General features: G+C 65.6%; 15 protein-coding genes. 12 read left to right on the forward strand and 3 right to left on the reverse strand.

Translation table 11 applies throughout. The features are described 5' to 3' along the window. Positions 1–12 precede the first annotated feature (12 nt). From LDO41_RS02810 to LDO41_RS02825, 4 genes are all read left to right on the forward strand, one after another. Entirely contained in the window at positions 13–1,191 is a 1,179-nt protein-coding gene (locus tag LDO41_RS02810; RefSeq protein WP_223981554.1) for a branched-chain amino acid ABC transporter permease, read from the forward strand. Beyond that, entirely contained in the window at positions 1,188–1,988 is an 801-nt protein-coding gene (locus LDO41_RS02815) for an ABC transporter ATP-binding protein (RefSeq protein ID WP_223981557.1), read from the forward strand. The genes LDO41_RS02810 and LDO41_RS02815 overlap by 4 nt, the downstream gene beginning before the upstream one ends. Then, entirely contained in the window at positions 1,985–2,716 is a 732-nt protein-coding gene (locus LDO41_RS02820) for an ABC transporter ATP-binding protein (protein ID WP_223981560.1), read from the forward strand. Before LDO41_RS02815 ends, LDO41_RS02820 begins: the two co-directional genes overlap by 4 nt. A 409-nt stretch (positions 2,717–3,125) precedes the next feature. Further along, a complete protein-coding gene (locus LDO41_RS02825) occupies positions 3,126–5,024 on the forward strand; it encodes a potassium transporter Kup (protein WP_223981563.1) in 1,899 nt (632 codons plus the stop codon). Positions 5,025–5,059: 35 nt separating this feature from the next. Here LDO41_RS02825 and LDO41_RS02830 read toward each other — a convergent pair whose 3' ends face one another. Continuing rightward, positions 5,060–7,450 (reverse strand): Tex family protein, encoded by a 2,391-nt coding sequence (locus tag LDO41_RS02830; RefSeq protein ID WP_223981566.1) that lies wholly within the window; start codon positions 7,448–7,450, stop codon positions 5,060–5,062. A 143-nt stretch (positions 7,451–7,593) separates the two neighbouring features. Between LDO41_RS02830 and LDO41_RS02835 the strand changes: the two genes are divergently transcribed. Genes LDO41_RS02835 through LDO41_RS02845 form a run of 3 tightly spaced genes read left to right on the forward strand, consistent with a single transcriptional unit; the run spans position 7,594 to position 10,993 of the window. After that, positions 7,594–8,433 (forward strand): hypothetical protein, encoded by an 840-nt coding sequence (locus LDO41_RS02835; RefSeq protein WP_223981569.1) that lies wholly within the window; start codon positions 7,594–7,596, stop codon positions 8,431–8,433. A gap of 46 nt (positions 8,434–8,479) precedes the next feature. Then, positions 8,480–8,683, forward strand: coding sequence for a DUF465 domain-containing protein (locus LDO41_RS02840; protein ID WP_223981572.1), 204 nt, complete (start codon positions 8,480–8,482; stop codon positions 8,681–8,683). Between the two features lie 60 nt (positions 8,684–8,743). Beyond that, positions 8,744–10,993 (forward strand): ATP-dependent DNA helicase, encoded by a 2,250-nt coding sequence (locus LDO41_RS02845; RefSeq protein WP_223981574.1) that lies wholly within the window; start codon positions 8,744–8,746, stop codon positions 10,991–10,993. A 33-nt stretch (positions 10,994–11,026) separates the two neighbouring features. On the opposite strand, the gene LDO41_RS02850 is transcribed toward LDO41_RS02845, so the two are convergent. Continuing rightward, a complete protein-coding gene (locus LDO41_RS02850) occupies positions 11,027–11,872 on the reverse strand; it encodes an outer membrane protein assembly factor BamD (RefSeq protein ID WP_377740710.1) in 846 nt (281 codons plus the stop codon). Between the two features lie 16 nt (positions 11,873–11,888). Here LDO41_RS02850 and LDO41_RS02855 point away from each other — a divergent pair, with 16 nt between their 5' ends. Continuing rightward, a complete protein-coding gene (locus LDO41_RS02855) occupies positions 11,889–13,190 on the forward strand; it encodes an RluA family pseudouridine synthase (RefSeq protein WP_223981578.1) in 1,302 nt (433 codons plus the stop codon). Beyond that, positions 13,177–14,016 carry a peptidoglycan editing factor PgeF gene (pgeF, locus tag LDO41_RS02860; RefSeq protein WP_223981580.1) on the forward strand — a complete coding sequence of 280 codons (840 nt, stop codon included), beginning with the start codon at positions 13,177–13,179 and terminating at the stop codon, positions 14,014–14,016. Before LDO41_RS02855 ends, pgeF begins: the two co-directional genes overlap by 14 nt. On the opposite strand, the gene LDO41_RS02865 is transcribed toward pgeF, so the two are convergent. Then, entirely contained in the window at positions 13,996–14,244 is a 249-nt protein-coding gene (locus tag LDO41_RS02865) for a hypothetical protein (protein WP_223981582.1), read from the reverse strand. The genes pgeF and LDO41_RS02865 overlap by 21 nt on opposite strands. A gap of 352 nt (positions 14,245–14,596) precedes the next feature. Between LDO41_RS02865 and phaC the strand changes: the two genes are divergently transcribed. The 3 genes from phaC (at position 14,597) to LDO41_RS02880 (ending at position 18,726) form a co-directional block, all read left to right on the forward strand. Continuing rightward, positions 14,597–16,615: a class I poly(R)-hydroxyalkanoic acid synthase gene (phaC, locus tag LDO41_RS02870; RefSeq protein WP_223981584.1), complete on the forward strand. Its 2,019-nt coding sequence runs from the start codon at positions 14,597–14,599 to the stop codon at positions 16,613–16,615. A gap of 76 nt (positions 16,616–16,691) precedes the next feature. Beyond that, entirely contained in the window at positions 16,692–17,870 is a 1,179-nt protein-coding gene (locus tag LDO41_RS02875) for an acetyl-CoA C-acetyltransferase (RefSeq protein WP_223981586.1), read from the forward strand. A 115-nt stretch (positions 17,871–17,985) separates the two neighbouring features. Beyond that, a complete protein-coding gene (locus LDO41_RS02880) occupies positions 17,986–18,726 on the forward strand; it encodes a 3-ketoacyl-ACP reductase (protein WP_223981589.1) in 741 nt (246 codons plus the stop codon). Positions 18,727–19,040: the final 314 nt, after the last annotated feature.

The raw sequence follows: 19,040 nt of genomic DNA on the forward strand, positions 1-19,040 counted from the left end.
CAAAGACCCTTCATGTCGTCGCCGCCTTCCTTCCCTCCGCTCCCTTCGCAGCCATCGACCGTGCCGCGCCGTTCCGCATGGCTCACCGCGCTGGCGTGGCTGATCGCGTTCGCGGTGCTCGGCGCCGCGCCGTTCGTGCTGACCGCGGACAGCCATCGTTTCTATATCGAGCTGCTGAGCAAGGTGATGATCATGGCGATCTTCGCGCTCTCGCTGCAGCTGCTGATCGGCTATACCGGGCTCGTCAGTCTTGGCCATGCCGCGTACTTCGCGGTGGCCGCCTATGCCACCGCGATGCTGTCGCCGCAGGGCGAGGCCGGCAATGGCTGGGTGCTGCTGCTCGGCGCGCTGGGCGCGTCCGCCACGCTTGCGATGGCCGTGGGCGCGCTCGTGCTGCGCACGCGTGGCGTGTATTTCATCATGGTGACGCTCGCGTTCGCGCAGATGGTGTACTTCGTGTTTCACGACACCGAGATCGCGGGCGGCAGCGACGGTACCTACATCTACTTCCGCCCGGAGTTCGGTCTGCTCAGCGAACGGCCGATCTCGGTCAACGATCCCACGGTGTTCTACTGGCTGGTGCTGGCCGCGCTGGTGCTCACGGTGGCGCTGCTCTCGATGCTGCTGCGCTCGCGTTTCGGTCATGCGCTGGTGGGCATTCGCCATAACGAGCAACGCATGCGCGCGGCCGGCTATGCGACCTATCGCTACCAGCTGGGCGCATTCGTTGCGGGCGGCGTGTTTGCCGGGCTGGCGGGATTTCTCTACGCGATCCAGTTTGGCTTCGTGAATCCGGAGATCGCGTCATGGCACCAGTCGGGCAATGCGATGCTGATGGTGATTCTCGGCGGCGTGGGCAGTCTGGCCGGCGCCGTGCTGGGCGCGTTCTCGTTCGTGCTGCTGGCCGAGTGGTTCAGCACGCTGACCAAGCACTGGCAACTGCTGATGGGCGGGTTCATCATCCTCGCGGTGGCGGTGCTGCCGCGTGGGCTGGTCAGTGTGCCGGACGTGCTGCGCGATCGTCCGCTGTGGCGGCTGCGCCGGCAGGGAAGCGAGGCACGGAGTGACGAGGCCCAGTCCGCGCAAGCCGCGCAGTCTGCTCAAGCCACTCAACCGGCTCAAGCCGTGCAAACCACATCCCACGGCGGCAATCACGGCGCCAGCAATGCGCACGAACGGGGGGCGACATGATCGACCTGGGCGACCCTCTGGTGGCGCCGGTGTTGCAGGCGGTGCGGCTGACGCGCCGCTTCGGCGGCCTGCTGGCCGTCAACGAGGTGGACCTGACCGTCGGCCTGCACGAGATCCATGCGGTCATCGGCACCAATGGCGCCGGCAAATCGACGCTCATCAACATGCTGTCGGGCGAACTGCCGGCGTCGTCGGGCCGCCTGTATCTGCAGGGCGAGGAGGTGACGGGCTGGGACCAGCCACGACTGGCCCGTCATGGCGTCGGCCGCAGCTACCAGCGCAACAATATCTTCCAGCCGCTGACCGTGCGCGAGAACTGTCGGCTGGCCGCGCAATCGCGCGCGCAGCGCGCCTGGCGCCTGTGGGAGCCCGCGCAGGCATGTCGCACCAGCCGTGCGCTCGCGGATGAGGCGCTGGAGCGCGCCGGGCTGTCCGAGCACGCGGGGCGCATCGCGAGCGAACTCGCGCATGGGCAGAAGCGCCAGCTCGAGGTGGCAATGTGCCTGGCCACGCAGCCGGTGGCGCTGCTGCTGGACGAACCGCTCGCCGGCATGGGCGCCGAGGAGTCCGCGCGCATGCTGGACCTGCTGCGCGGTTTGCGCGACGGGCATGCGATCGTGCTGGTCGAGCACGATATGGAGGCGGTATTCGCGGTGGCCGATCGCATCACGGTGATGGTCAACGGCGCCGTGATTGCCTGCGGCCAGCCGGGGGATATCCGCGCCAACCGCGACGTCCAGCTGGCCTACCTCGGCGAGATGGACGAGGCCGTGCAGGATGAAAGGGGCACCGCATGATGGCGGATCCGAGTGGGCGTCCGGACCTGATTGCCGCCACTGGCGTGCATGCATGGTATGGCTCCAGCCACGTGCTGCGCGGTATCGACTTCCGCGTCGGCCGGGGCGAGACCGTCGGTCTGCTTGGACGCAACGGCATGGGCAAGAGCACGCTGCTGCGGACGCTGCTCGGGCATGTGCGGCAGCGCGAGGGCATCATCCACGTTGCCGGGCGCGATCTGTCGCGCGGGCAGCCGCACGAGGTGGCGCGGCTCGGCGTGGCCTACGTGCCCGAGGGGCGTGGCATTTTTCCGAATCTGAGCGTGCGCGAGAACCTGATCATGGCCGCGCGCGCGGGCGCCGATGGCCGCCGCGACTGGGACGAGGCACGCGTGCTCGATCTGTTCCCGCGCCTGGCGGAGCGACTCACGCATGGCGGCCAGCAGTTGTCGGGCGGCGAGCAGCAGATGCTGTCGATCGGCCGCGCGCTGATGACCAATCCCGACTGTCTGGTGCTGGACGAAGCCACCGAGGGCCTTGCGCCGAGGATCGTGCGCGAGATCTGGCGCGTGATTGCCACCGTGCGAGCCTCCGGCATCGCGGCCGTGGTCGTGGATCGCAACTATCGCGCGGTGCTCGACCATGCCGACCGCGTGGTGGTGCTTGAGAAAGGGCAGGTCGTGGCGGAGGGACGGTCGGCCGAGCTTGCCGCCGGCGCCGGGGTGCTCGACCGGTTACTGGGCGTCTGACCGACGTGGAAAAGTCAGCATGTCATCACAATGTGGCGCGTACTTCCTATTCTGTCGTGCTCGCACAACATTGCCGTGGTTTCGGCAATCCGCCATGTCGGCCACCACCGAGCTTGACCTGCCCTGCGCCGCACACCATGCTTGACGAGTCGACCGTGCGCCGCGCGCGGCGCGCACCTGCCAAATCCCGTCACCAATGCGTCCGGGGAGGTGGTCGTAACGATGCACTTCCACTAGAATGGCGCGCAATTGTGCAATGCAATAGATAAACCACATCGAAGAAGGCGATAAGCCCAACGCGGACCGGAGCCGCTTGCGTGAGAGAAGAACGCGTGCCCGCTGCGTCGCGACCCATGGTCCCGGCGGCGGTGCGGGCGGGAGGCGCACACCGGTTCATCACATCCTGACCATGACCCAATCCGCAACCAGTCATTATTTCGTCGAAAGTCCCAGCACGCGCGCGCTCGTTATCGGTGCCATCGGCGTGGTGTTCGGTGACATCGGCACCAGCCCGCTGTACGCCCTCAAGGAATGCTTCAGCGCGGAGCATGGCATTCCATTCAGCCCCGATGCCGTGCTCGGCGTGATCTCGATGCTGTTCTGGGCCATGATCATCGTGGTCTCGCTCAAGTACGTCGTCTTCGTGATGCGGGCCGACAACAACGGTGAGGGTGGGGTGCTGGCGCTGATGGCGCTGGTGCTGCGCACCGCCACGCCACGCTCGCGCAAGGCGCGCGTGCTGATGATGCTGGCGATCTTCGGCGCCTGCATGTTCTACGGCGATGCGGTCATCACGCCGGCGATCTCGGTGCTGTCGGCGGTGGAGGGCCTCGAAGTCGCGGCGCCGCAGCTGTCGCACTTCGTGATACCAATCACTGTGATCATCCTGACCGCGCTGTTCCTGATCCAGAAGCATGGCACCGCCGCGGTGGGCAAGCTGTTCGGCCCGATCATGATGCTGTGGTTCGTCACGCTGGGCCTGCTCGGCGTGTACAACGTGATGCAGTCGCCCGAGATCTTCAAGGCCGTCAACCCGTGGTACGGCATCAACTTCCTGCTCGAACATTCGCTGCAGGCATTTATCGTGTTGGGCGCGGTGTTCCTGGTGCTGACTGGCGCCGAGGCGCTGTACATCGACATGGGCCATTTCGGCGCGCGGCCGATCCGTGTTGGCTGGTTCATCCTGGTCATGCCGAGCCTGATGCTCAACTACTTCGGCCAGGGCGCGATGCTGCTGCAGCATCCGGAAGCGGCCAGCAATCCGTTCTACCTGATGGTGCCGGGACCGTTGCTGCTGCCGATGGTGCTGCTGGCCACGTGCGCGACGGTCATTGCCTCGCAGGCGGTGATCTCCGGCGCGTTCTCGCTGACCAGCCAGGCGATTCAGCTCGGCTTTGTGCCGCGCATGCGCATTCGCTATACGTCGGCCGCGGAAATGGGCCAGATCTACCTGCCGGTGATCAACTGGGTCCTGCTGGTGCTGGTGATCGCGGTGGTCATTTCGTTCAAGAAGTCCGAGAACCTCGCGGCCGCGTACGGTATCGCGGTGACCACGACGATGCTGATCACGACGTTCCTCGCGGCCGTGTGCATGCGCAGCGTGTGGAAGTGGAACCCGGTGTTCGTCACGCTGCTGGGCGCGGGCTTTCTGCTGGTGGATATCACGTTCTTCGCGGCCAACCTGCTCAAGGTGGCAGAAGGCGGCTGGTTCCCGCTGCTGATGGGCAGCGCCGCGTTCTTCCTGCTGATGACGTGGCATAGCGGCCGCAAGCTGCTGCGCGCGCGTAGCCTCGAGGACGGCATTCCGCTCGAGCCGTTTATCGCCGGCCTGCTCGCGCATCCGCCGCATCGCGTCGAGGGCACGGCCGTGTTCCTGACCGGCAATACGGAGTCGGTGCCGGTCTCGCTGCTGCACAACCTCAAGCACAATCGCGTGCTGCACGAGCGCGTGGTGTTCCTGAGCTTCGTCACGCGCGATATTCCGTACGTGGACGACGATCAGCGACTAACGTGCAAGGATCTGGGCGGTGGTGTGTTCATCCTGAAGTCCGAGTACGGCTTCAAGGAAACGCCCGATGTGCAGCGTGTGCTGGACCTCGCGGCGCGCAAGCTCAATATGGAGTTCGAGCTGATGGAGACGTCGTTCTTCATCGCGCGCGAATCGGTCATTCCGTCGAAGCTGCCGGGGATGTCGATGTGGCGCGAGAGCTTGTTCGCCTGGATGCATCAGAACGGCGCCAAGCCGTCTGACTTTTTCTCGATTCCCGCCAACCGAGTGGTCGAGCTGGGCACGAAGGTAGAGATCTAAAAAAAAAGGGGCGCTTTCGCGCCCCAGTTTTTTACTTACCGCTTCAGCTTCGCGAACGCTGCCGCCATCGCGCCAGCCGGCTCCGGCTCGCGGCGGTTGTTGCCGCCACCAAAGCTCTTGCCGCCGCCGGCGCGCTGGCCGCCCCGGTCGCTACCACGATCCCCAGCACCTGAGCCGCCACCTGAGCCGCCACCCGAGCGCGGCGCAGCCTGACCCGGTTCGTCATCGAGCCGCATCGTCAAACCGATCCGATTGCGCTTGACGTCGACTTCCATCACCTTGACCTTGACGATCTGACCGGCCTTGACCACTTCGTGCGCGTCCTTGACGAACTTCGTCGACAGCGCCGAGATATGGACCAGTCCGTCCTGATGCACGCCGATATCGACAAACGCGCCGAACGCGGCCACGTTGGTCACCACGCCTTCGAGCACCATGCCCGGCTGCAGATCCTTGACGTCTTCCACACCATCCTGGAACGTCGCGGTCTTGAACTCGGGACGCGGGTCGCGGCCCGGCTTCTCGAGTTCGCCGATGATGTCGCGCACCGTCGGCAGACCGAACGTCTCGTCGGTGAACTGCTGCGCGGACAGCCCGCGTAGCGCCTCGCGATTGCCCATCACATCGGGCAGACCCTTCTTGATGTGGTCGAGAATCCGTTGCACCACAGGGTAGGCTTCCGGGTGCACCGAGGACCGATCCAGCGGATTGTCGCCGGTGTTCACGCGCAGGAAACCCGCGGCCTGTTCGAACGTCTTGTCGCCAAGGCGCGGCACTTTGAGCAGCGCCTTGCGATTCGCGAACGCGCCGTTGGCATCGCGGAACTCCACGATATTGCGCGCCAGCACCGTGTTCAGGCCCGACACGCGCGCGAGCAGCGGCGCCGAGGCGGTATTCACATCCACACCCACCGCGTTCACGCAGTCCTCGACCACGGCGTCGAGCGCGCGCGCCAGCTCGCGCTGGTTCACGTCGTGCTGGTACTGGCCTACACCGATCGACTTGGGATCGATCTTCACGAGCTCGGCCAGCGGATCCTGCAGACGGCGCGCGATCGATACCGCGCCGCGCAGCGACACGTCGAGTTCCGGGAATTCCTTGGCCGCCAGTTCGGATGCCGAGTACACCGAAGCACCGGCCTCGCTGACCACGATCTTGGTCAGCTTGAGGTCGGGCAGGTTGCGCATCAGGTCCTGCACCAGCTTGTCGGTCTCGCGGCTCGCGGTACCGTTGCCGATCGACACCAGCGCCACGCCATGCTGCTTGGCCATGCGTGCCAGCGTCGCCAGCGAGCCGTTCCAGTCGCGGCGCGGCTCGTGCGGGTAGATGGTCGAGGTTTCCAGCAGCTTGCCGGTGTGGTCGACCACGGCAACCTTGCAGCCGGTACGGATGCCCGGGTCCACGCCCATGACGGCCTTGGGGCCGGCCGGCGCGGCCAGCAGCAGCTCGTGCAGATTGCGGCCGAACACCTTGATGGCCTCGCTCTCGGCGGTCTCGCGCAGCTGCGTCAGCAGTTCGGACTCGAGGTGCGGCATCACCTTGACGCGCCAGCACCAGCGGCACACATCGGCCAGCCACTTGTCGGCGGGGCGATTCAGATTCTGGATGCCGACATGGCGCGCGATCATGCCTTCGCACGGATGCGGCACCATCGCGTCCTGCTCTTCGCCGAGGCCCAGCTTGACCATCAGCACGCCCGCGTTGCGGCCACGGAACAGCGCCAGTGCGCGGTGCGACGGCACCGTGCGGATGGTCTCGCTGTACTCGTAGTAGTCGCGGAATTTTTCTTCCTCGGCGTTTTCCTTGCCTTCCATGACGGTGGAGGTCACCAGGCCATGGCTCCACAGGTGCTCGCGCACCTTGCCGAGCAGCTCCGCCGTTTCACCGAACTGTTCCGACAGGATGTCGCGCGCGCCGTCCAGCGCGGCCTTGACGTCGGGCACGCCACCGTCCGCGGTCGGATTGCCGTTGACGAACTTGGCGGCCTCGACCTGCGGATCGAGCGTCGGATCGGCCAGCAGCGCCTGTGCGAGCGGCTCCAGGCCACACTCACGCGCGATCTGCGCGCGGGTGCGGCGCTTCGGCTTGTAGGGCAGGTACAGATCCTCGAGCGTCTGCTTGGTGTCGGCGGCCTCGATGGCGGCGCGCAGTTCGTCGGTCAGTTTGCCCTGTTCCTCGATCGAGGCCAGGATCGTCGCGCGACGCTCTTCCATGTCGCGCAGATACAGCAGGCGCTCCTCGAGATTACGCAGCTGCGTGTCGTCCAGATTATCGGTCACTTCCTTTCGGTAGCGCGCGATAAAGGGCACGGTCGCACCCTCATCCAGCAGGGCCACTGCCGCGGCCACCTGACGGGGTTGCACAGACAGTTCGGTCGCAATCAGCGAGACAATCTTTTGCGTGACGGAAGCAGGCAGGTTGGACATCGGGAAAACAGTCAGTCGAAAGCGGGGCATTTTGCCACAAGCGCGGCGACGTTCCAGTGACGTAAGGCGTGCTTTTGCATCGTTGTTCGTGAGGAGGGGCTGTGACGCGGGCCAAGGTGGGCCCGAATGCTAGAATCGCGACCATGATCGTCACCTTCCGACCGGCTGCTGTTGCCGACCTCATCCGTCCCATGCTCCGTCCCACGTCCCGTCCCGCCCGTGCTCCTGCTACCGTGCGCGGCCTGCTGGCACTGATCCTGCCAATGATCGTGACACTGGGTGCGGTATTCGCACCGATGTCGGCCGCGCGCGCGCAGGCCTCGGCGCCGCAGGCGGCTGCCGTCCCAACCGGTGCGACTGCCGGCGCGACTGCCGATGCCGCTGCCAAGCGCGACTTCGAGGGCGAACGCAAGTCCATCGGCGATGCACGCGCCTGGACCAACTACCGGTTCGCGACGGCCGAGCGCGCGTGCTACAGCAAGTTCCTGGTCAATCGTTGCATCGAACAGGCCCAGGACGTGCAGCGTGAAGAATTGCACGTGCTGCGCAAGCGCGAACTCGACGTCGGCAATGCCGAGCGCGCGGAGCGCGCCGCGACGCGCGACCGCGAGCAGGCGATTCGCAACGCCGAGTTCGAAGCCAGTCAACCGGGCCGCGCGGCCAACGAGGCCGCGAGCCGCGCTTCCTACGACCGCAAGCAGCAGGAACAGCAGCTACGCGACGCCCAACGCGCGGGCGAGGCGCCGGCGCGCACGGCCAACGCGCAGGCCTTTCAGCAGAAGCAGGCCGACTTCGATGCGCGTGTGAAGGCAGCCCAGCAATCGGGCGCCGAGCAGGCGCGGCAGCGACAGGAGAACGTCAAGGCGTTCCAGGACAAGCAGCGGCAGGCCGCCGACCGCCAGCGAGACCTGGATGAGCGCCGCGAGCGCGCCAAGCAGAATCAGAACTCGGGTGGCAACACGCCGAGCCCGTTCGGTTTCTAGGCGGAGCGGAGAGGGGGCGCCAGCGGCAACGCCGGATGACATGCATATGGACGACAACCTCAATACCGTCGCGCGGCAGATCATCGAACTGCAGATCGAGCATCGCGACCTCGACTACCTGATCGACCGTCTGTCCGACGATGCCGCGCATGACGAGCTGCAATTGCGGCGCCTGAAGAAACGGCGCCTGAAGCTCAAGGACGCGATCATGCTGCTGCAGCTCCAACTCGAACCTGATGTGCCGGCATGACCGGCGCCGTCCTCACAGAGAACTGTCCCAATAGTGTCGATAGTGTCAGAAGTTTCCGCCATGCCGCCTGACGAGGGCGGTGACCAGTCTGTCGACCTCGCCGCCGCTGATGTTGCTGATCAAGCCGGAGAGCTGCGAGCCGCGTCGGCAGACCAGCTGGCTTCGCAGTCGGCACAGCTTGGCAAGATTTTCGCCGACACCGGCACGCTTGCGAGCGCGATCCCTGGCTACCTGCCGCGCGCGTCGCAGCAGCAGATGGCCGAGGCCGTGGCCGGCGCGATCGCCCAGCACGATACGGTGATCGTCGAGGCCGGTACCGGTACCGGCAAGACCTTCGCGTACCTTGTGCCCGCGATGCTGTGGGGTGGCAAGGTCATTCTCTCCACCGGGACCAAGAACCTGCAGGACCAGTTGTTCCTGCGCGATATCCCGACCGTGCGTCACGCGCTGAACGTGCCGATCTCGGTGTCGCTGCTCAAGGGCCGCGCGAATTACGTCTGCCACTATCACCTCGAGCGCGCGCAGGCCAATGGCCGCCTTGCATCGAAGCAGGACGCCGCATGGCTGCGCGATATCGCCAGGTTCGCCAAGACCTCGGCGTCGGGTGACAAGGCCGAGCTGTCGGCCGTGCCTGAGAACGCGCCGGTATGGCAGCTGGTCACGTCCACACGCGACAACTGCCTGGGCAGCGAATGCCCGAGCTACAAGGAATGTTTCGTCATGCGCGCACGCAAGGAGGCGCAGCAGGCGGATGTGGTGGTCGTGAACCACCATCTGTTCTTTGCGGATGTGGTGCTGCGCGATACCGGCATGGCCGAGCTGCTGCCCGCGGCCAACACCGTGATCTTCGACGAAGCGCATCAATTGCCCGAGACCGCGACGCTGTTTTTCGGCGATACGTTGTCGACGAGCCAACTGCTCGAAATCGCGCGCGACGCGGTGGCGGAAGGGCTGTCGCACGCGCGTGACGCGGTGGACTGGGTGGCCCTGGGCGCGCCGCTCGAACGTGCCACGCGCGACCTGCGGCTGGCGTTCAACAAGGACAATATGCGGCTCGCGCTGGGCCAGATCGAAGCCGATCCGCGTCTGCGCGAAACGTTCTTCGAGACGCTGGACGCGGTGGACAAGGCCCTCGACGACTTTGTGGCGGCGCTGGAAAGCCAGGCGGAACGCGCGGAGTCGCTCGAGCAATGCCATCGTCGCGCGCTGGAACTGGCGCAGCGGCTCGCGGCCTGGCGCAACGACGGGGTGTCGACGCCCGCCGCAAACGCGGCCATCGCGACCATCGCGACCATCGCGACCATCGCGACCAACGCGACCAACGCGACCAACGCGGCCGAGGGCGGCGAGGGCGGCGAGGGCGCGGTAGCGGAGGACGCGGCAGGCGAGACCGCTACGGCCGCGTCGCCCGCCACCGCCGCCAGCAAGGCCAAGGACTTCGGTCCCGAAACCGTGCGCTGGGTGGAAGTCTTTTCGCAATCGGTGCAGCTACATCGCACGCCGCTGTCGATCGCGCCGATTTTCACGCGGCAGCGCGAAGGGCAGCCGCGCGCATGGGTCTTTACCTCGGCGACTTTGTCGGTCAAGGGCAATTTCGCGCATTACGCCGCGCAGCTCGGCCTCGACAAGGATCGCTCGCTGACGCTGCCGAGCCCGTTCGACTATGCGACGCAGGGTCTGCTATACGTGCCGCGCGATATGCCGCAGCCGCAGTCGCCGAACTTCACCGAGGCCGTGGTCGAGCGTGCGCTGCCGCTGATCGAAGCCGCGGGTGGCCGCACCTTCCTGCTCTGCACCACGCTGCGCGCGGTGCAGAAGGCGTCCGATATGCTGTACGACGCGTTTGCCGAACGCGGTCTTAACCTGCCGCTGCTGGTGCAGGGTCAGGCCAGCCGTACCGAACTGCTGGACCGCTTCCGCGAGCTCGGCAATGCGGTGCTGGTGGGCAGCCAGAGCTTCTGGGAAGGCGTCGACGTCCGTGGCGAGGCGCTGTCGCTGGTGATCATCGACAAGCTGCCGTTCGCGCCGCCCGATGACCCTGTACTGGCCGCGCGCATGGAAGTGCTGCAGCGCAAGGGCCTGAGCCCGTTCGCGGTGCACCAGCTGCCACACGCGGTCATTACGCTCAAGCAGGGCGCGGGCCGGCTGATCCGCTCGGAATCCGATCGCGGCGTGCTGGCCATCTGCGATATGCGACTCGTGGAAAAGCCCTATGGCCGCCAGATCTGGCAAAGCCTGCCGCCGTTCACGCGCACGCGCGAAGCGGATACCGTGATCAAGTTCCTCGAGGATCTGCGGGCATCCAAATAAAAAAAGCCTCGCGCAAGCGAGGCTTTTTTTTCATCAGAACACTTCCCACCACGACTTGTCCTTGCGGCGCTCACCGTACTTGATGAAGTCGCTGTTCGGATAGTTACGCTCCATCACGCGCGCGGTATCGTCGCGCAGATCCATCATGCCGAGCGAGTCGTACGAGCGGATCATGATGTACAGCGCTTCCTCGTTGGCCGGTGCGCCGTCATATTCCTTGAGCGACTGCTGCGCACGGTTCACCGCGGCCAGATACGCGCCGCGACGGTAGTAGTAGCGCGCGGCGTGCACCTCATGCTGTGCCAGCGAGTTGACGATGTACTGCATGCGCTGGCGCGCGTCCTCGGTGTACTTGCTGTCCGGGTAGCGCGTGACCAGCGTATTGAACGCGTCGTAAGCGGCCTTGGCTGCCTTCGGATCGCGTTCGCTGAGATCCTGCCCCGAGAACCGGCCCAGCCAGCCGAGGTTGTCGTTGAAGTTGATCAGCCCCTTGAGGTAGTAGGCGTAATCAATATTCGGGTGGCTCGGGTGCAGCTGGATGAAGCGATCGATCGCGGCGAGCGCGGCGGCGGTCTCGCCGTCCTTGTAGTTCGCATACGCGGTGTCGATCTGCGCCTGCTGCGCATATCGACCGAACGGATAGCGGCCTTCGAGCTTCTCGTACAGCTTGACTGCACGTGTGAAGTCGCCGCCGTCTAGCGCGTCCTTGGCTTCAGAATATAATTTGTTGGCCGACCAGCCGGCAGTTTCGTCGGGCTGGTCCCCAAGCAGGCCGCACGCGGTCAGCAGCACGCAGCTGCCCGCGAGCAACATGGCTCCAAATCTGGCGCGCCAATCGGCGCGCTTTGTGCTCTGCGTTCTTGTGCTCTGCAAATGCATGGGCAACCTATCCCGGATGAAAAATAGCGCCAAGCATTATAGCCCAACCCCCCAGCCCAAAAACGGCATTGCTGGGGTACCCCGCGAACGCGAACGGCTCGCACCCGCGGAATTGTCCCAATCGGACCTTGATGAGACTGATGAAATCGACGATCTCGGTGGCGACGGAAGCGGGGCCGCAAGCCCCGCCGGCGCCATGCCAGTGCAGCAGGACATGATGCCGCTGTCACTCGAGGTCGATAGCGCCGCACATGGCGAGCGCCTCGATAAATTGCTTGCACGCCACTTCAATGAATTTTCGCGCAGCCGCATCCAGCAATGGATCGAGGACGGCGCGGTGCGCGTGGATGGCGAGCCGCGGCGCGCCAAGGACTCGGTGCAGATGGGCCAGCGCATCGATATCCAGCCCCAGGCCGCGCCCGATGCGCAGGCCTTCACGGCGGAAGACGTGCCGCTGGACGTCGTGTTCGAGGACGCGGCGCTGGTGGTGATCAACAAGCCGGCCGGGCTGGTCGTGCATCCCGCCGCCGGCAACTGGGGCGGCACCGCGCTCAACGGCCTGTTGCACCGCTATCCGGCCGCCGCGTCGCTGCCGCGCGCGGGTATCGTGCACCGGCTCGACAAGGAAACCTCGGGGCTGATGGTGGTGGCGCGCACGCTCACCGCGCAGACCGACCTCGTGCGCCAGTTGCAGGCACGGACGGTCAAGCGCACGTACCTGGCGCTGGTGTGGGGCACCACGCCGGAGCGGGGCACGATCGATGCGCCAATCGCCCGCGATCCGCGCGAGCGCACGCGCATGGCCATCGTGTACACGAACAGCGGCAAGCCCTCGCGCACGCATTTCCGCACGCTCGGCACGGTGCCGCTCGGGCGTTCGAAGGTGTCGTTCGTCGAGTGCAAGCTCGAGACCGGGCGCACGCATCAGATTCGCGTGCACTTCGAATCGATCGGACATCCGCTGCTGGGCGACCCCGTGTACCACAAGGCCACGCAGCGCGGCCAGCGGCAGGCCATCCGCGTGCCGCTGCCGGTGCCGTTCACGCGCCAGGCGCTGCATGCCTACAAGCTCGGGCTCGTGCATCCCGTCACCGGTCGCAAGATCTCTTGGGAGGCGCCACCGCCGGACGACCTGCAGGCGTTGATCGATGCGCTCGACTTCGAGGGGCACGCCGGTGCCGATGATGGCGACGAAGAGGACTGGAACGCCTCCAACTATGACGCCGATGGCTTGTATATCGGCGGCACGGATGACGACGAGGATGACGAGGACGACGATGATGAGGAGGAGGAGGGTGACGGCGATGGCCGGCGCTGATGCGTTGGCCGGCGCCACAGCGGCGACCGACACCGCCGCTGGCCCGCACTGGATCGTCCCCGACTGGCCCGCGCCGGCACGCGTGCGCGCGCTCTCGACCACGCGCCACGGTGGCGTGAGCGCGGCGCCGTACGGGCTGGCCGACGGTAGCGCTGGCGGCCTTAATCTCGGTACGCACGTCGGCGACGCGCGCGAGGCGGTCGACACCAACCGCGCACGCCTCGCCGGCCGGCTGCCGGCAACGCCGCGCTGGCTCGAGCAGGTGCACGGCTGCGCGGTGGCAACCGCCGATGATGCGCAAGACACGGGCGTGCCAAGCGCCGATGCGAGCGTGTCCGCGCGCGCGGGCCATGTCTGCGCGATCATGACCGCCGATTGCCTGCCGGTGCTGCTATGCGATCGCGCGGGCACGGTGGTCGGCGCAGCGCATGCGGGCTGGCGCGGGCTCTGCACGGGCGTCATCGAGGCCACGATGGAACGCATGGCGCCGCGCGCCGGCGCCGCGCCGGAATGGCTGGCATGGCTCGGGCCGGCGATCGGTCCCTCGGCGTTTGAAGTCGGGGCGGAAGTCCGCGCGGCGTTCCTCGCAGCCGCGCTGGATCACGAGCGCGCGACGGTGGAGGCCGCCTTCGTCGCGGTGCCGGCCACCCCGGGCAAATATCTCGCCGATATCTACGCACTGGCGCGCACGCGCCTCGCGCGCGCCGGATGCGCGGCGGTTTACGGCGGCGACGCCTGCACCGTGACCGATGCCGAACGGTTCTATTCGTATCGCCGCGACGGCGTCACGGGCCGCATGGCCACGTTAGTCTGGCTGGCTGACTGAACCAGCATCGTTGGTCGCCCCTTTCCCGGCGGGAGAGGGGCTCGGGGCTTCCTGCTGTTCGCGCGCCTTGCGCCGCCGCTTGCGCGCGCCCGTACCGAGGATGTACAGCACCAACGCGACCGGCGCCACGCCATACGCGAAGAACGTCAGCACGGCCGCAACCGCGGTCCGCTCCGTGATGGCCATCATCAATGCCACGTACAGCCAGGCGATCGCTACGATATACATCGGCAATTCAACTCTTTGTGATAGACGTTTTTTCTACCGTGAGGTAGCGCTTTAGAGATAAAAACGGGGATAAAACTGCCATACGGAAGTCCGCATTGACAGGCTCTCCATTGCGAGGCAACAATGCCTTAAATGTATCGCAGCAAGCAGGGAACATTCACTCGCAGCATGGCGCCGGTCTGAATATCGAGACCGCGTACATCCGGCCTTTATGAACGGTTCATGAGCGCTTCATCATCAGTTCATGAGCAATTCAGCCGGATCAGGGGCGGGTCGGGAGACAGTTACCCCGTTCCCGTCGACTTACCAGCGTATGTTACGCAGACAGCGACGGCAGAGAGACGATTACATCATGGCAACCGGCAAAGGTGCGGCAGCTTCCACACAGGAAGGCAAGTCCCAACCGTTTCAGTTCGTGCCGGGGCCATTCGATCCAGCCGCCTGGCTGGAGTGGTCCCGTCAATGGGCACCCGATTTGACCGGCGGCACGCCGGGCGGGATGGCCGGGGCATTCCCCGGTGGTGCTTTCCCTAATGCTTTCCCCAACGCGTTCACCAATGCGTTCCCGAATGCGTTTCCTAACGCGTTCGCCAATGCATCGTTTCCGAACGGACAGTTTCCCGGTGGCGACGGTTTTCCCGGTGGTGAAGCGGTCGTACGCATGTTCCAGAACGCGTTCGCTGGCGCCAATCAGGCGGTAAAGATCGCGCCGACCCAGCTCGCGCATATCCAGCAGCGCTATTTTCAGGACTTCACGCAGCTCTGCCGCGAGGCCGCCACGGCGCAGGCCAGCGCCGCCGCGCAGGCCGGCAACGGCGGTATGGGTGGCATGGGTGGGCTCGGCAATTTCGGTAATGGCGGCAACGGTAGCACCAGTCCGCAGGCGCCGCTCAACGACCGGCGTTTTGCCAGCGACGCGTGGCGCAACAATGCGCCGTACCACTATGCCGCTGCGTTCTATCTGCTGACGGCGCGCACCATGACCGAGCTGGCCGACGCCGTCGAGGCCGATAGCAAGACGCGTCAGCGCATCCGCTTCGCGGTCTCGCAATGGGTCGATGCGATGTCGCCGGCCAACTTCCTGGCGACCAATCCCGATGCACAGCAGCGCCTGATCGAATCGGGTGGCGAGTCGCTGCGCGCGGGCGTCAAGAACATGCTCGATGACCTGACGCGCGGCAAGATCTCGCAGACCGACGAGACCGCATTCGAGGTAGGCCGCAATGTGGCGGTCAGCGAAGGCGCGGTGGTCTACGAGAACGAGTACTTTCAGCTGCTCCAGTACAAGCCGCTGACCGACAAGGTCCATGCGCGCGCGCTGCTGCTGGTGCCGCCGTGCATCAACAAGTTCTACATCCTCGATCTGCAACCCGAGAGTTCGCTCGTGCGCCATGCGGTGGAGCAGGGCCACACGGTGTTCCTCGTGTCGTGGCGCAATCCCGATGCGACGATGGCCGAGCGCACGTGGGACGACTACATCGAGCATGCCGCGATCCGGGCCATCGAGGTGGCGCGCGATATCAGCGGGCAGGACCGCATCAACGTGCTGGGCTTCTGCGTGGGCGGCACGATCGTGGCCACCGCGCTGTCGGTGCTGGCCGCGCGTGGCGAGCGTCCGGCCGCGAGCCTGACGCTGCTGACCACGCTGCTCGACTTCAGCGACACCGGCATTCTCGACGTGTTTGTCGACGAGCCCCATGTGCAACTGCGCGAAGCCACCATCGGCGGCGCCGCCGGCGCGCCTTGCGCGCTGCTGCGCGGCGTGGAGCTGGCCAACACGTTCTCGTTCCTGCGGCCGAACGATCTGGTCTGGAACTACGTGGTCGACAACTACCTGAAGGGCAAGACCCCGGTGCCGTTCGACCTGCTGTTCTGGAACGGCGACGCGACCAATCTGCCGGGTCCCTGGTACTGCTGGTATCTGCGTCATACGTATCTGCAGAACGAGTTGAAGACGCCGGGCAAACTGACGGTCTGCAACGCGCCGATCGATCTGGGCGCGATCGATGTGCCGACCTACATCTACGGCTCGCGCGAGGACCATATCGTGCCGTGGACCTCGGCCTACGCGTCGACAGCCCTGCTCGAGAACAAGCTGCGCTTCGTGCTGGGCGCGTCGGGCCATATCGCCGGCGTGATCAACCCTCCGGTCAAGAAGAAGCGCAGCCACTGGACCAACGATTCGCTGTCGGGCTCGGCGCAGGAATGGCTGGCTGGCGCGAAGGAACATGCCGGCAGCTGGTGGCCGGACTGGGACAACTGGCTTGGCAAGCATGCCGGGCCGAAGCGCGCGGCACCCACCGCGTACGGCAATGCGCATTACAAGCCCATCGAGGCCGCGCCGGGTCGTTACGTGAAAGCACGCGCCTGACACACTCGGGTGCTGCGGATGGCCGCGGCACCCACCTTACGAAACCAATTTGCACCCCTAATCGAGAGGATTTCAAATGACCGATATCGTCATCGTCTCCGCTGCACGTACCGGCGTGGGCAAGTTTGGCGGCTCGCTGGCCAAGATTCCGGCGCCCGAGCTCGGCGCGATTGTCATCAAGGCCGCGCTGGAACGCGCGGGCGTCAAGCCCGACCAAGTCAGCGAAGTCATCATGGGCCAGGTGCTGACGGCGGGCTCGGGGCAGAACCCCGCGCGCCAGGCGTCGCGCAAGGCTGGCCTGCCGGACATGGTCCCGGCCATGACCATCAACAAGGTATGCGGCTCGGGCCTGAAGGCCGTGATGCTGGCCGCCAACGTGATCATCTCCGGCGATGCCGAGATCGTGGTGGCCGGGGGCATGGAGAATATGAGCGCCGCCCCGCACGTGCTGCCGGGTTCGCGCGACGGCTTCCGCATGGGCGACGTCAAACTCATCGACTCGATGATCGTGGACGGCCTGTGGGACGTCTACAACCAGTACCACATGGGCATCACGGCCGAGAACGTGGCCAAGGAATACGGCATTACGCGCGAGGCGCAGGACGAGTTCGCGGTGGGTTCGCAGAACAAGGCCGAGGCCGCGCAGAAGGCGGGCCGCTTCGACGAGGAAATCGTTCCGGTACTGATTCCGCAGCGCAAGGGCGATCCGATTGCATTCAAGACCGACGAGTTCGTGCGTCAGGGCGCTACGCTGGACAGCATCTCCGGTCTGAAGCCGGCGTTCGACAAGGCCGGTACGGTGACCGCCGCGAATGCGTCGGGGCTCAATGACGGCGCCGCCGCGGTAGTTGTGATGTCGGCTGCCAAGGCCAAGGAACTGGGCCTGACGCCGCTGGCGACGATCAAGGCGTACGCGAACGCCGGTGTGGATCCGGCCGTGATGGGCATCGGCCCGGTGCCGGCCTCCAGGCGTTGCCTGTCGCGTGCGGGCTGGAGCGTGGAAGATCTGGACCTGATGGAGATCAACGAGGCGTTTGCCGCGCAGGCGCTGGCCGTGCATCAGCAGATGGGCTGGGACACGTCGAAGATCAACGTCAACGGTGGTGCGATTGCAATCGGTCACCCGATCGGCGCGTCGGGCTGCCGGATTCTGGTGACGCTGCTGCACGAGATGAAGCGCCGCGATGCGAAGAAGGGCCTCGCGTCGCTGTGCATCGGCGGCGGCATGGGCGTGGCGCTGGCCCTGGAGCGGTAAAAAAGCCGGAGAGGGGCATGGCCCGCGTGGGGGTGAGGACGAGAACATCCGCGCGGGCATCGATAACAGGCAACTAACGATCAATGATCGACAATAAAGCCAACTAGGAGCGAATATGACTCAGCGCATTGCATATGTGACCGGCGGCATGGGCGGCATCGGGACCGCGATTTGCCAGCGTCTGGCACGGGATGGCTACAAGGTGGTGGCCGGTTGCGGCCCGAATTCGCCGCGCCGCGAGCGTTGGCTCGAGCAGCAGCGCGCGCTCGGTTTCGAGTTCGTGGCCTCCGAAGGCAACGTCGCCGACTGGGACTCGACCAAGGCTGCATTCGACAAGGTGAAGGCGGAGGTCGGCGAGGTGGACGTGCTGATCAACAATGCCGGCATCACGCGCGATGTGGTGTTCCGCAAGATGACGCGAGCCGACTGGGACGCGGTGATCGACACCAACCTGACGTCGCTGTTCAACGTGACCAAGCAGGTCATCGACGGCATGGCGGACCGTGGCTTTGGCCGCATCGTCAATATCTCGTCGGTGAACGGGCAGAAGGGGCAGTTCGGTCAGACCAACTACTCCACCGCGAAGGCCGGTCTGCACGGCTTTACGATGGCGCTGGCGCAGGAAATGGCCACCAAGGGCGTGACCGTGAACACGGTGTCGCCGGGCTATATCGCCACGGACATGGTCAAGTCGATCCGCCAGGACGTGCTCGACAAGATCGTCGCGACGATTCCGGTCAAGCGTCTGGGTCTGCCTGAGGAAATCGCGTCGATCTGCGCGTGGCTGTCGTCGGAAGAGTCGGGCTTCTCGACCGGCGCGGACTTCTCGCTCAACGGCGGTCTGCACATGGGCTGATTGCGGCGGCGCAGCCAGCGCGGTGCACAAGCATCGCGCCAAACGCCAACGCCAAAGCGGCTCGTCGCATTGTCGACGAGCCGCTGTTTTTATTGGGCGACAGGTCTTTCCGAGCATGCCCTACCAATGGGTATGCTGCGGGTTTTCCTTAACCGTGCCCGCTTTTCATAGTGCTTCCTTGAGCATAGAATCAGGGCAACGGCGCAGTGGACGCCGATTGCGCACTGCACTTCTTGCATTGCAGCACGAGGTGTCGCGACGGGCAGCAGCGATGGTCCGGCCCCTGCCGGCATCAGCGACGACAAAGGATAGAG

Source organism: Cupriavidus pampae (genome assembly GCF_914271485.1).
In the GTDB taxonomy this organism is placed as follows: Bacteria; Pseudomonadota; Gammaproteobacteria; order Burkholderiales; family Burkholderiaceae; genus Cupriavidus; species Cupriavidus pampae.